We start from the raw sequence: 14079 nt of genomic DNA on the forward strand, positions 1-14079 counted from the left end.
CGCTCACCCGTGCACCGCCCGGCCGAAGTCGCGCATCCACGCGTCCTCGTCCGCGGTGAGCGGGCCCTTCGCGAGCGCGTCGAGGTTCTCCTCCACCTCGGCGCGGCTCCTCGGCCCGGTCAGCGCGACGTCCACGTGCGGGCTGGAGAGCTGGAATCGATAGCAGTCGCCCGCCGTCATCGCCGGGCTCGACCAGCCGTTCGGCTTCTTCAAGAGGCGCCGCCACGCCGTCGCCGTGTAGGCGAGCACGCTCGGCCGCGCGTCGCGCACGTGCGGGAAGATGTCCCGCTCCGCCCCCGGATGCGCGGCGTTGTAGCGGATCATCAGGAGATCGAGCGGAGAGGACGCCGCCAGGCTGCCCGCCCGCGCGCGGTCGTGGATGCTCACCCCGAGCGCGCCCACCTTGCCGCTCTCGCGCAGGTGCACGAGCTCCCGCTCGGTCGCGCCCGTCAACGCGGAGCCGACGCCGAGCCAGCTGAGCAGGTAGACGTCGAGGTGATCGGTCCCGAGCTCGCGCAGGAGCTTCTCGGCCCCGCGGCGCACGCCCCAGCCGAACCAGCCGATCTGCGCATAGCCGACCACCGCGACCTGATCGCGCCGCCGCTTCAGCGCCTCGCGCAGCGGGTTGCCGAGCCCGCGCGCGCGCATCGTCCAGAGGAAGAGGTTGACGCCGCGATCCATCGCCGCGCGCACGCCGTCCTCGTCGATGCCGTAGTTCGCCGCGAGGCCGAGCCGGAAGAGGCGCTTGCCGCGGAACGCGGTGGGGGCGCGGTGGAGCCAGTCATCCATGCGCCGGCAGCTTACACCACCTCAGTCGATGTCGTCGTACTCCCGGTATCGGAGGCCCGGAATGCGCGGCGTGCGGACGTCGAAGCCAAAGCTGCGATCGACCGCCTCGAAGAGCTCGATCTTGTGCGCGAGCCCCTCGGGCTCCCCGCCGGCGAAGGCGCGGTGCCGCTCGCGCCAGCGGGCCTCGGACCGGACGAGCGGGTAGCCGCGCGTCGCCAGGGCGACGGCGAACGTCCCCGGGGCGAGACACCCCACGTCGGAGCCGTCGCCGCGATAGGCCTCCATCCGCGGCGACTCCACCCATCCGAGCCGATCGCCCTCGCGCGAGGCGCGGATGAGGTGCTCCGTCCGGCCGTCGACCACGACCCCGAACGCGGCCTCCCGCGCGCCGATCGCGATGTCGTGCGCGGGCAGCCCGGCGCGAACGACGAAGGCGAGCGCGTCCGACCAGCCGGCGACCCACATGCGCAGGCCGAGATAGAAGCGCACGGCGGGCTGCCACGACCACGGGGTCTTGAGCTGCAGGCCGGGCACGCCGTGGGCCCGCGCGACGCCGTCCGCGCGGCGCAGCAGGGCGCTCGCGACGCCGCGCCCGCGGTGGGCGGGCAGCACGTAGAGGCTCGAGACCTCGAGCAGCGGCTCGCCGCGGGCGCCCGTCGACAGCGCGACGGCGCCGACCCGGCGGCCGCCCCGCGCGAGCCAGTACGGGACGGCGTAGCGCGCGCCCGCGTGCGGCGTGCCGAGCTGCGCGCCGTCGCGCGCCGCCCGCGGCTCCCACACGGCGCGCAGCTCGGCGCCGCGCGCCGCCGGGTCGACGCGCTCGAAGAAGCGGTGCTCGACGAGCGACGCGAGCTCGCAATCCATCCACGCGCGCGTCTCGGCGTCGTCCATGGCGAGCGGCGCGATCGCGCCGCCCGCGACGAGCGCCGCGTGGATCGCGCGCATGCGCCGGTCGACGGCGTCGTCCCCAGGAGCGCCCACCGCGCGACGCTACCACGCCCCGCAGCTCCCCCGAGCGGCGCTCCGAGGCCGACAGCGCGGCACACCGCCGCCGCGGCGCGCCCCGCCGCGCCGCCGCGCCGTCCGCGCCGCCGCGCCGCCGCGCCGCCGACGAAGCGCAGGAATCCCGCGCCGCCGCGCGGACTGAGCCGTTGCCGACGCCGGCTGGCGCGCCCGGCGCGCCACACATTCGCCGCCCACGACGGCCCCGACCTGTGCGAAACTCCCCGCGACCGATGGGCCAGGACGCCTCTCTCCGGTGCGCCGGCTGCGGCTCTCCGCTCCCGGAGAACGCCCGCTTCTGCCCCTCGTGCGGCCACCCCGTCGCCGCCCTCGACCCCGGCTTCGCCGCGACGGCGTTCCCGGCCACGCAGCTCGGCGCCGGAGGGCAGTCGCCGCCGCCCCCCTCGCTGCCGCTGCCGCCGGTGCGCCTCCTGCCCGGGACGGAGATCAGCGTCTACCGCATCGAGGCGACGCTCGGCGAGGGCGGCATGGGCGTCGTCTACCGGGCGCACGACCGCGCGCGCGAGCGCGTCGTGGCGGTCAAATGCCTGCACTCGAACCTCTCCGGCAACCCCGAGATCCGGCGGCGCTTCGCCCGGGAAGCGCGGGTGCTCCGCGCCTGGAACCACGACAACGTCGTGGCCGTCTACGACTTCGTGGAGCGCGAGCACCTGCTCGCGATCGTGATGGAGTATGTCGAGGGGTCGACCCTGGTGCGGCACCTCGAGCGGTGGCGCGGGCGCATCCCCTTCCAGGAGATCCGCGGGCTGTTCGGCGGGGTCCTCGACGCGATGGACGAGGGGCACCGGATGGGCATCATCCACCGCGACCTCAAGCCCGACAACATCCTTGTCACGGCCGGCAAAGACGGCCTGATGCCCAAGATCGTCGACTTCGGCATCGCCAAGATCCTCGAGGGGACGACCTACACGCTGAGCGGCGCGTTCCTCGGGACCTGCTGTTACATGTCGCCCGAGCAGGTGAAGAGCCCCCACGCCGCGGACCCGCGCTCGGACATCTACTCTCTCGGGGTGACGCTCTACAAGCTGTCGACCGGGCAGGTGCCGTTCGACAGCCCCAACCACTTCGCCGTGATGATGGCCCACGTCGCCGATCCGCCGGCGCCCCCGTCGTCGCTGCGGCCCGACATCCCGCCGGCGCTCGACCGGCTCATCCTCGACGCGCTCGCGAAGGATCCGGCCGGGCGGCCGGCGTCGTGCGCGGAGTTCCGGGCGCGGCTCGACGAGGCGCTCTCGGAGTTCGCGCCCGCCACGTCGCGGCCCTCGTCCGACGGGCGCGAGCTCGCGCCGACGGTCCGCGAGAAGACCGGCGAGCAGATGATCCTCGTCCCCGGCGGGCCGTTCCTGAGCGGGCAGCAGCGCAGGAAGGTCCACGTCGACGCGTTCTACATGGATCGCACGCCGGTCACGAACCGGCAGTTCAAGGCGTTCGTCGACGTGACGGGGTATCGCCCCGAGGACGCCGACGCGAGCCGGTTCCTCTCCCATTTCCGGCGCGGCGAGATCCCGCCGGGGCTCGAGGAGCATCCCGTGGTGTACGTGTCGTGGGACGACGCGCGGGCCTACGCCAACTGGGCCGGCAAGCGCCTGCCGACCGAGGCGGAGTGGGAGAAGGCCGCGCGCGGCACCGACGGTCGCAAGTACCCCTGGGGGCGCGCCGAGCCGGGGCCGTCGCGCGCGAACTACGACAACCGCGAGGGCGGGACGGTGCCCGTCGGCTCGCTGCCGGCGGGCGCCTCGCCCTACGGCATCCTCGACCTCGCCGGCAACGTGTGGGAGTGGTGCGAGGACTACGACGATGCGCACTTCTACGCGGACGGCCCCTCGCACAACCCGCGCAACACGCGGCCTCCGGACAAGCCGCTGCTCGTGATGCGCGGCGGCTCGTGGATGTACGGCGCGCAGTCGCTCCGCACCTGGGCGCGCACGAGCTTCGAGGCGCATTACCGCTTCGCCGGCGGCGGCTTCCGCTGCGTGCGCACGGCCTCGTCGAGCTGACCGGCGGGCGCGGCGCTCACGAGCGCCGGCGCGGCGGGCGCGGCGGCTCACGAGCGCCTGGCCAACCGGCGGCGGCGCGGATAGAACGCCGGGCGCAGATGAAGAACGCGATGGCGAGCGGCGGGGTCCGCGTGCGGCTGACCGGCATCCGGCGCGTCTTCCCGGTGCTCGACGACGCCGGCCGCGCGCTCCGGGGCAGCGGCTCCGGCGTCGTCGCGCTCGACGGCCTCGACCTCGACGTCGCGCCGGGCGCCTTCGTCGCGCTGCTCGGGCCCTCGGGGTGCGGCAAATCCACCTTGCTGCGCCTCGTCGCCGGGCTGGACCGCGCCGACGCCGGCACGGCCGTCGTGGAGGCCGAGGAGGGGCCGGCCGGCGGGGGCGGCGCGCGCGCGCGCGCGCCGATCGCGTACGTGTTTCAGGACGCGCACCTCTTGCCGTGGCGGAGCGTCCTCGAGAACGCCGCCCTGCCGCTCGAGCTCGCCGGCGCGCCGCCCGAGGAGCGCCGCGCCGCCGCCCGGGCCGCGCTGCTCCAGGTCGGCCTCGCCGACGCGGGCGCGCGGTACCCGGCCGAGCTCTCCGGCGGCATGCGCATGCGCGTGTCGCTGGCCCGCGCGATGATCACGCGGCCCCGGCTGCTGCTGCTCGACGAGCCGTTCGCCGCGCTCGACGAGCTCACCCGGAGCCGGCTCGACGATCAGCTCCGCGCGCTGTGGGCCGAGCTCGGCATGACGGTGCTCTTCGTGACCCACTCGATCACCGAGGCCGCTTACCTCGCCGAGCGCGCGGTCGTGCTGTCCCCGCGCCCGGCGCGCATCGTCGCCGACCGCACGCTGGCGCTGCCGGCGGAGCGGACCGCCGCGCTGCGCACCGAGCCGGCGTTCGCGCGCGAGGTGCGCGCGCTGCAGGAGGCGCTCGAGAGCGGCGGGGCGTGAGGGGCGGAGGGGGGCGAGAGGGCCGTTCTGACGCGCGCAGGTCCACGCCGCCGGCGCCTACAGTGGCGCCGAGATGGGCGAGGGATAGCCTTGGGGCCTGGTCCCCATACCTGAAATGGCGTACATTGATGCGCCAACATCGACCATCATAGCGACCCGACTCATGAGCGAGCACTCGAAGATCGAGTGGACGGATGCCACGTGGAACCCCGTTCGCGGCTGCATCAAGGTGAGCCCCGGCTGCAAGCACTGCTATGCCGAGACGTTCGCCGAACGATTCCGCAACGTACCGGGGCATCCTTATGAGCACGGCTTCGATTTGCGGCTGATCCCAGACAAGCTCGCCGAGCCTCTTCGTTGGTCAGCGCCGAAGAGCGTCTTCGTCAATTCGATGAGCGATCTATTCCAAGATGGAATACCAGCCGAATACATTGTCGAAGTCGCTCGCGTGATGCAGCGAGCCCCTTGGCACGTATTTCAAGTACTGACGAAGCGCTCGGAGAGGCTGCGAGACCTGCTCCTGGGTCCCCTGCGATTCGCCTCCCAGCTACCACACATATGGTGGGGAGTCAGCGTCGAGGACAAGCACTACGGCCTGCCGCGCGTCGATCATCTTCGCGCGGCGCCGGGGGCTGTCCGGTTTCTCTCGATCGAGCCCTTGCTCGAGGACATCGGAGAAATTGACCTCTCCGGCATCAGCTGGGTCATCGTGGGTGGAGAGAGCGGACCTGGCGCACGACCGCTGCTGAGATCGTGGGTGGAGTCGATCAGGCAACAGTGCGACGAAGCTCGCGTGCCGTTCTTCTTCAAACAATGGGGAGGCGTCCAGAAGAGCAAGAACGGAAGAACGCTCAACGACCGGACGTACGATGCGCTGCCCCCGCGCCAGGTCGCGGCGATCCCCGACCGAGCGTCACGTTCGACGCTCATCGACGACGTGGAGCGCGAAGCAAAGAAATGGTCGAATGCTCCTCTCGTCAAGCTATCTCGTCGCGCATCGCGCGCACCCGATGTCGCTGCGGAGTGACAGGACTATCCATTCACCTTGAAGGGAGCCTTCCGGGCCTCGCTCCAGCCGAGGCGGCGGTGTCGTTCGAGCGCCCACACTGGAACACGGGTGCGCGCGACCCTCGCGGGTCATATTCCGCGGCGCCCGACCGGCGCGGGCGGCTCCGGCAGCACCGTTCCCGGCAGCGCCCGTCCTCTCCCCGCCGCGCCCGTCCCGCACGGCCCGCGCGGCGCCCTCCCCTGCGCCGCGGACCGCGCCGCGGGCCACGCCCACCGTGGGCGGAGCTCCCACTCGGCGCACGAAGCCGCGCGCGAACGCGCTTCCATGGCGACAGCGCGCCCGTACAATCGCCTCATGCCCACGTGCCCCCGGCGGATAATTCCCCTCGCGCTTCCTTGGCTCCTGTTCGCTGCAGCGGCCTGCAGCAACCCCGAGATCGTGAACAACCCCGGCCAGGGCGGCGGGGGCGACGGCGGCGGCGGCAGCACGAGCGAAGGCACCGGGTTCGTCGGGACCACCACCGGCAGCGGCGGCGCGGGCGGCGTCGAGAGCGGCTGTGAAGGCGTGAGCTGTCGGCCCGATCAGCACTGCGAGGTCGAGGACGGACAAGGCACCTGCGTCAACAACACCTGCGAAGACCTCAGCTGCGACCCGACCGAGCGATGCCAGATGACCCCGGAAGGGGGCGCCACCTGCGTCGATATCGGCTGCGAGAGCGACCTGGAGTGCCCCTTCAACCAGTACTGCAACGGCACGATCTGCGTCGACGACACCTGCACCGCCGGCGAACGGACGTGCGACGGCGAGAGCCTCCTCGTCTGCGTCTCGAACGGCAGCACGACGCGCGAGCTCTTCACGTGCGGCGGAGAGGCCTACTTCGAGAGCACGTGCACCGACGGCGGCGCAGGGAGCGCGAGCTGCCCGTGCGAGGACGACTGGGACTGCCCCACCTTCGCCGCCTGCGAGGTCGGCTCCTGCACCGGCACCGGCGACGCGCCCACGTGCCTCCTCGACCCCGTGCCGTTCGAGCGCGTCCTGCCGCAGATCGAGATCCAGTGGGGAGGGCAGAACCGCGCCAACGCGAACGCGGCCGACAGCCCGTTCCCGACCTCGGCGCAGAACGTCATGACGCCGCTCGTCGCCAACCTCGACGACGACAACGGCGACGGGCTCATCAACGAGCTCGACTTCCCCGAGATCATCTTCACCACGTTCTGCAATTCGGTGTTCCAGAATAGCGGGGTCCTCCGCGCGATCCACGGCGGCGGCCCCAACAAGGGGCGCAACTACTTCGCGGTGCTCGGCGCGCTGGTGTGGCACGAGGGCGACGCCATCAACGCCCCCTACACCTGCGGCGACGCGACGCTGCTGCCGACCGCCCAGCTCGCCGTCGGCGATCTCGACGCCGACGGCGTCCCGGAGATCGTCGCGGTCACCGAGTCGTACGGGCTCCAGATCTTCAGCAACACGGGCGAGACCCGGGTCCTCGCGAACAACCTCTGGGCCGAAGCGGACCTTTACAACGAGCCGGCCCCGGCGATCGCCAACATCGACGGCGCGGGGCTCCCGGAGATCGTGGTCGGCCAGCACGTGTTCACGCTGCGCTACGACTCGACGACCCGCGAGCTCTCGATCCTCGACCGCTTCAGGGGCGACGATAAGCTGATGAAAGGGGTTCAAGGGGACGCGACGAAGCTGACCAACCCCAACCGGCTCGGCCCCATCACGTGCGTCGCGAACCTCAACGACGACCACCGGCTGGAGATCGTCGCGGGCAGCACCGCCTACGCGCTGCCCCGCCCGCCCGACGGCGTGACGAGCAGGGCGGAGTGCGCGCCCCCCTATGCCGACGCCGAGGCGACGGCGTTCTGCAACGGGCAGCTCCTCGTGGTCTGGGACGGGCAGACCGTCAACGGCAGGGGCGACGGCGCTACGCAGATCCCGGACACCCGCCGCGACGGGTTCTGCGCCGTGGCCGACATCCTCGGGGCCGACCAGACCGCCGCCCCCGGACCGAACAACCCGCTCGACCAGAAGCCGGAGGTGATCCTGTTCAACAACGGGTACTTCTTCGTGCTCAACGGGCAGGACGGCACCATCAAGCGCCGGACCGTGATGGGCGAGGGCGCTCAGTACGACGGCGGGGCGCCGAACGTGGACGACTTCGACGGCGACGGCTTCCCCGAGGTCGGCACGGCGTTCGGCGGGCGCTACGTGATGATCGACCTCCAGGAGCCGACCGCGGAGTGCCCGGCGTGGCCCAACCCGATCAACGACGACGGCTCGGGCGCGGCCAACCCCCCGCGCTCCCCGAACGGGAAGGCGTGCACCACCGACGAGGACTGCAGCGCCACCGGCGCGGCGACCTGCAACACGCAGGCGGGCACCTGCGTCTGCTACCACAACAGCTGGCTGCGCTTCATCGAGGACGACTCCAGCCGCTCCACCGGGTCGAGCGTGTTCGACTTCAACGGCGACGGCGCCGCCGAGGTCATCTACAACGACGAGTGCTTCTTCCGCATCTACGACGGCGTGACCGCGAGCGTCCTGTTCAAGGAGCACTCCCCGAGCCGCACCCGGACCGAGTACCCGGTCGTGGCCGACGTCGACAACGACGGCAACGCCGAGATCGTGTTCGCCACCTCGAACGAGTCCGGCACCTGCGACGCGTTCGTCGATTCCAACAACGGCCTCGAGGTCTGGGGCGATCCCAACGACCTCTGGGTCTCGGCCCGCCGCATCTGGAACCAGCACAGCTACCACGTGACGAACGTGCTCGAGAGCGGCGGCATCCCCACGCGGGAGCCCGAGAGCTGGAAGGCGTACAGCGGCCGCGTCTACAACACCTACCGCTCGAACCCGCGGTCGTACGGGATCGCGCCGGACCTGGCGCTCAGCGGGATCCAGATCTCGTCCCCCGACGCGGCCTGCGGCGAGCTCACCGACAACGTCGAGATCACGGTGCGCGTCGACAACCTCGGCGACCTGCGCGTCGGCCCCGGCGTCGTCATCAACTTCTACGGCGAGTGGGACACCCCGGCCGTCGACGAGGCGCTCCTCGACGAGGCCGGCGCGCCGCTGCAGGCGGTCCTCCAGAGCAGCATCGAGCCGCACAGCTCGCTGCTCCTCACGGTGAGCTACAGCGCCGCGAACAACCCGCAGGGGACGCTGCCCACCCGGCTGCGCGCGGTCGTCGACGAGGGCGCCACCGAGCGCGAGTGCAAAGAGGACAACAACGAGGAGACCGTGGTCGTGGACGAGGGCGGCGCGCTGCCGGACCTCCAGATCGAGATCGGGCGGGTGACCGACGCGAAGTGCGAGCTGCAGCAGGTCGACGTCCCGACGGTCGTCAGGAACGCCGGCTCGGCGCCGGCCAGCGACGTGCGGGTCCGGTACTACGCCGGCGATCCCGGTCAGGGCGGGACGGCGCTCCACGAGGAGGTCGTGCCGGGGCCGATCGCGCCGGGGCAAAGCGTGAACCTCGTCGCCACCATCGACGAGTTCCCGTGGAACCTCTCGATCCTGGTCTACGGCGTCGTCGACCCGGACGGCGCGATCGACGAGTGCAACGACGGGAACAACAAGGACGCCGCCTCGGACAAGGTCGTGTGCGAGCGCATCCGTTGACCCGCCAGCGCCCTGCCGCCCCCGCGGCGGCCGGGCGCGCGCCGCGCCCCTGAGGCGCCGCGGCGGCGCACGAACCGCCCGCTCCCCCGGGGCGCGGTGCTATGCCTGGGGCCCCCGCCGCGCCGCTCCCGGCCGCGCGCGCGGCGCGGCGCGCCGCTCCTTTCGCCGCGCGCCAGGCGCCGCGCGCCACGCGCGACGCGCCACGCCGATCGAACGACCCAAGCCCCCAACCGCCATGCTCGGAACGTCCAACCTCGCGAAATCCTTCGGTGATCGGACCCTCTTCGAGGGCGTCTCGCTCAAGCTCAACGCGGGGTCCCGCTACGGCCTCGTGGGCGCCAACGGCTCGGGGAAGACCACCTTCCTCAAGATCGTGGCCGGCGACGAGCCCGCGACCGAGGGGAGCGTCAGCTTCCCGAAGGACGCCCGCGTGGGCGTGCTCCGGCAGGACCGGTTCCTCAGCGACGACCAGATCATCCTGGATCTCGCGATGATGGGCGATCGCGTCGTCTGGGACGCGCTCGTCGAGTCGCGCCGCCTCGCGGAGGAGGGCGGCGACGCCGGCCGGGTCGCCGACCTCGAGGACCGCATCCGCGCCCACGACGGCTACACGCTGGAGGCGCGCGCGAGCGCCGTCCTCGAGGGGCTCGGCATCCCCGTGGAGGCCCACAGGAGGCCGCTCTCGACGCTGTCGGGCGGCTTCAAGCTGCGCGTGCTGCTCGCGCAGGTGCTCCTCGGCGGCTCGGACGTGCTCCTGCTCGACGAGCCCACGAACCACCTCGACATCCTGTCGATCCGGTGGCTCGAGAAGTTCCTCGCCGGCTACAAGGGGTGCGCCGTCGTCATCTCGCACGACCAGCGCTTCCTCGACAACGTCGCGACGCACATCCTCGACGTCGACTACGAGACCATCACGCTCTACACGGGCAACTACGCCGCGTTCGTCGTCGAGAAGCAGGCGATCCGCGAGCGCAAGCAGGCCGAGATCGCGCGCGCGGAGAAGATCATCGCCGACAAGCGCGCGTTCGTGGAGCGGTTCGGCGCCAAGGCGACCAAGGCGCGCCAGGCGCAGAGCCGGCTCAAGCAGATCGAGAAGATCGAGGTCGAGGAGCTCGCCGACACGTCGCGGCGCACGCCGGTGTTCCGGTTCGCGATCCAGAGGCCGAGCGGGCGCGACGTGCTCGAGGCGCGCGGGATCTCGAAGTCGTACGGCGACAAGCAGGTGCTGCGCGACGTGTCGCTGTCGGTGCGGCGGGGCGAGCGGGTCGCGGTGATCGGGCCGAACGGGCTCGGCAAGTCGACGCTGCTCAAGATCCTCGTGGGGCGCCTCGCGGCCGACGCCGGGGGCGCGTCGTGGGGGCACGAGGCGCGCGTCGGGTACTTCGCGCAGGACCACCGCGAGCTGCTCGTCGACGGGTCGATGACGCCCCTCTCCTTCCTGTGGGCGGCGTGCCCCGACGAGTCGCCGAGCTACGTCCGCGGCCAGCTCGGCAAGGCGCTGTTCTCGGGCGACGAGGTGGAGAAGAGCGTCGGCTCGCTCTCGGGCGGCGAGGCGGCGCGGCTCATCTTCTGCCGGATCATCGTCGAGCGGCCGAACGTGCTCGTCCTGGACGAGCCGACCAACCACCTCGATCTCGAGGCGATCCAGGGGCTCGTCGAGGGGCTCAAGGCGTTCGAGGGGACGGTGCTCTTCGTGTCGCACGATCGGTTCTTCGTGTCCGAGCTGGCGACGCGCATCCTCGAGGTCACGCCGAACGGGCCGCGCGATTTCCCCGGCACCTACGAGGAGTACCTGGCCGGCTGCGGCGACGATCACCTCGACGCCGACACGGTGGTGCTCAAGGCGAAGCGCGAGCAGCAGAGGGCGGGCGCCGCGCCGGAGGCGGGCGGCTCGTGGGAGGAGCAGAAGCGGCGGCGCAACCGGCAGAAGGAGCTGCCCGCGCGGCGCGACAAGGTGCTCGCGGCCATCGAGGCGGCGGAGGCGCGGAAGAAGGCGATCCACGACCTCTATTGCAGCGACGGGTTCTTCGAGCGCACGGGGAAGGCGGAGATCGCGGCGCTCCAGGCCGAGGAAGAGGCGCTCGGGCCGCGCATCGACGCGCTCATGGCCGAATGGGAGCAGCTGGAGCAGGAGATCGCCGAGATGGGGGCCATCCAGTGATGTGCCCGGCCCCGGTGGAGGGAGGGCGCGGCGCCGCGCGGCGTGGGGGCCCCGCCGAACTCGCCTGAGATGATGCCCCTCCGGCGGAGCCGGAGGAACATCATCTCAGGCTCAGACATCGGCCCATCCCCCACGCCGCGCGGCGCCGCGCCCTCCCTCCACCGGGGCCTACCGATGTTCGTTTAGCCGCTCGTCATGCGGGGATCTGCGCGATGTCCTCGCGATCCCAATGGCGGTGCTGCGCGATGGCGCGGAGGAGCTCGTGGGCGAACGGGGCCAGGCCCGCGGGGTCGCGCAAGGTGACCACGCCCTTGTCGGACAGGAGCGGCGCCCCGGCCTGCACGTCGGCCAGCGCGACGCCCTGGATGTCCGTCGCCACGAGGAGATCGACCGCATCGCCCGTCGCCCCGATCGCCTTGCAGTGCTTGAACGCCTCGTTGACGAAATGCACCGCCTCCCCCGAGGCCGCGAGGGCCGCGACGCTGGCGCGCCCGCCGGGGATATAGAGCGCATCGAACATGACGGACTTCGCCGTGAGCAGCGACCTGTCCGCCTCCACGGCGCTGCCGTCGTCGCCGACAATCGGCCCGAGCCGCGTCGACACCACCTGCGCGTGCGCGCCGGCCGCCTCGAGCGCCGCCTTCACCGCCGCGAGCTCGGCGACGACGAACCCGTCGGCCACGAGCAAGGCGACGAGCCGGCTCTTCACCGTGTCCTTCACCGTGTTCTCCATGCTGAGCGCCGGCGAGGCGTCCACCGAGCGCTTGCCCGCGGCCTTGCCGCCCTTCGAAGGCACGTGGGGCTGGCCCGCGGGCGGGGCGACGCCGACCCCCTCGGCCACCAGCCGGCCCAGATCGGTGTCGACCTCGCCGAGCCGCGCGACCATGCGCTCGCGGACGTCCCGGCTCGCCACGTTGCCGAGCTCGAAGCGCGCCGCGCGGACGAGGTGCTTCTTCTCGGGCACCGAGAGGCTGTTCCAGAAGAGCCTCGCCTGGGTGATGTGATCCTTGAAGCTGTCGCTCCGCACGCGCTGCTTGAGCCCGAGCACCCGCTCGGCGTAATGCACGAAGGCGCCCGTCTCCCACGACGCCGTCATCGGACAGCCGCCGGCGAGCGAGTTCGGGACGTAGTGCGCCCGACCCTGCTTGATCCGCTGCTGCATGAAGCCGTCCCGGTTCTGGTTGTGCACCGGGGCCAGCGGACGGTTGATGGGGATCTGCGGGAAGTTCGGGCCGCCGAGCCGCAGGAGCTGCGTGTCGAGGTACGAGAAGTTCCGGACGTGGAGCAGAGGATCGTCGGTGAAGTCGATCCCGGGCACGACGTTGGCCGTATGGAACGCGACCTGCTCGGTCTCGGCGAAGAAGTTGTCCGGGTTGCGGTTCAAGGTCAGCTTGCCGATGCGGCGCACCGGCACGAGCTCCTCGGGGACGATCTTCGTCGCGTCGAGCAGATCGAAGTCGAAGGCGAACTCGTCCTCTTCCTCGATGATCTGCACGCCGAGCTCGTACTCGGGGTAATCCCCTCGCTCGATGGCGTCCCAGAGGTCGCGGCGGTGGTAGTCCGGATCCCTGCCGGCGAGCTCCTGCGCCTCGTCCCAGACATGGGCGTGCACGCCGAGGAGCGGCTTCCAGTGGAACTTGACGAAGCGCGATTTGCCCTGCGCGTTGACGAGGCGGAAGGTGTGGACGCCAAAGCCCTCCATCATGCGGAAGCTCCGCGGGATGGCGCGATCCGAGAGCACCCACATGGCCATGTGGGTCGACTCCGGCATGAGCGAGATGAAGTCCCAGAACGTGTCGTGCGCGGACGAGGCCTGCGGGATCTCCCGGTCCGGCTCCGGCTTGATCGCGTGGATCACATCCGGAAACTTGATGCCGTCCTGAATGAAGAAGACCGGGATATTGTTGCCGACGAGGTCGAAGTTCCCCTCCCTGGTATAAAACTTCGTCGCGAAGCCGCGCACGTCGCGGACCGTGTCCGCCGACCCGCGCGAGCCGACCACCGTGGAGAACCGCACGAAGACCGGCGTCCTGACGCTCGGGTCCTGCAGGAACGCCGCCCTCGTGTATTCGGCCATGGACGCGTAGACCTGGAAGTACCCGTGCGCCCCGGAGCCGCGCGCGTGCACGACGCGCTCGGGGATGCGCTCGTGATCGAAATGCGTAATCTTCTCGCGTAGATGGAAGTCCTCAAGGAGCGTCGGCCCCCTGGCCCCGGCCCTGAGCGAATCGTCGGTGCTGTCGATCCGGATGCCCTGGTCGGTCGAGAGCACCGTGCCCGTCAGGTCCTCTCGGTGAGGCTCCAGGCTATCGATCTTGCTGTACGCGCTGCTCTCCGGGCCCGCGCCCTTCTCGCCTTGCTCGGCCATGCGTCCTCCCCATCCTCCGCGCCGGCTCCCGCCTGCGCAGGTGGCGATTGGATGCGAGAGCCGGGCGCGCGTCGCACCGGGGGGAGCGCGCCCGGGCCGGCGCGGAGAGCGGCAGAGAGGTGGAGTCGCGGGCGGAAGGGGGGTGACGCCGGCGGAAGCGTCGGTGGGCTCCG

At 71.6% G+C, this 14079-nt stretch carries 8 protein-coding genes; 5 read left to right on the forward strand and 3 right to left on the reverse strand.

The annotated features are described in order from the left end of the window. Positions 1–3: 3 nt before the first annotated feature. The gene (locus tag WMF26_RS33310; protein ID WP_437996017.1) at positions 4–789 is read right to left on the reverse strand and encodes an aldo/keto reductase; all 786 of its coding nucleotides are present in this window, start codon (positions 787–789) and stop codon (positions 4–6) included. Positions 790–810: 21 nt separating this feature from the next. Beyond that, a complete protein-coding gene (locus tag WMF26_RS33315) occupies positions 811–1770 on the reverse strand; it encodes a GNAT family N-acetyltransferase (protein ID WP_437996018.1) in 960 nt (319 codons plus the stop codon). Positions 1771–2024: 254 nt separating this feature from the next. Between WMF26_RS33315 and WMF26_RS33320 the strand changes: the two genes are divergently transcribed. The 5 genes from WMF26_RS33320 to WMF26_RS33340 all read left to right on the forward strand — a co-directional run bounded on the left by WMF26_RS33320 (position 2025) and on the right by WMF26_RS33340 (position 11538). Beyond that, positions 2025–3809 carry an SUMF1/EgtB/PvdO family nonheme iron enzyme gene (locus WMF26_RS33320; protein WP_437996019.1) on the forward strand — a complete coding sequence of 595 codons (1785 nt, stop codon included), beginning with the start codon at positions 2025–2027 and terminating at the stop codon, positions 3807–3809. Positions 3810–3907: 98 nt separating this feature from the next. After that, positions 3908–4741, forward strand: coding sequence for an ABC transporter ATP-binding protein (locus WMF26_RS33325; RefSeq protein ID WP_437996020.1), 834 nt, complete (start codon positions 3908–3910; stop codon positions 4739–4741). A gap of 163 nt (positions 4742–4904) precedes the next feature. Beyond that, positions 4905–5768, forward strand: a complete 864-nt coding sequence (locus WMF26_RS33330) for a DUF5131 family protein (protein WP_437996021.1) — start codon at positions 4905–4907, stop codon at positions 5766–5768. Between the two features lie 420 nt (positions 5769–6188). Beyond that, a complete protein-coding gene (locus WMF26_RS33335) occupies positions 6189–9377 on the forward strand; it encodes a CARDB domain-containing protein (protein ID WP_437996022.1) in 3189 nt (1062 codons plus the stop codon). A 235-nt stretch (positions 9378–9612) separates the two neighbouring features. Continuing rightward, on the forward strand, positions 9613–11538 hold the full coding sequence (locus tag WMF26_RS33340) for an ABC-F family ATP-binding cassette domain-containing protein (RefSeq protein WP_437996023.1): 1926 nt from the start codon (positions 9613–9615) through the stop codon (positions 11536–11538). A 193-nt stretch (positions 11539–11731) separates the two neighbouring features. Here the strand turns inward: WMF26_RS33340 and WMF26_RS33345 are convergent, their stop codons facing one another. After that, positions 11732–13906: a catalase gene (locus WMF26_RS33345; RefSeq protein WP_437996024.1), complete on the reverse strand. Its 2175-nt coding sequence runs from the start codon at positions 13904–13906 to the stop codon at positions 11732–11734. Between the last annotated feature and the right edge of the window lie 173 nt (positions 13907–14079).

This window comes from Sorangium sp. So ce185 (genome assembly GCF_051526825.1).
In the GTDB taxonomy this organism is placed as follows: Bacteria; Myxococcota_A; Polyangia; order Polyangiales; family Polyangiaceae; genus Sorangium; species Sorangium cellulosum_D.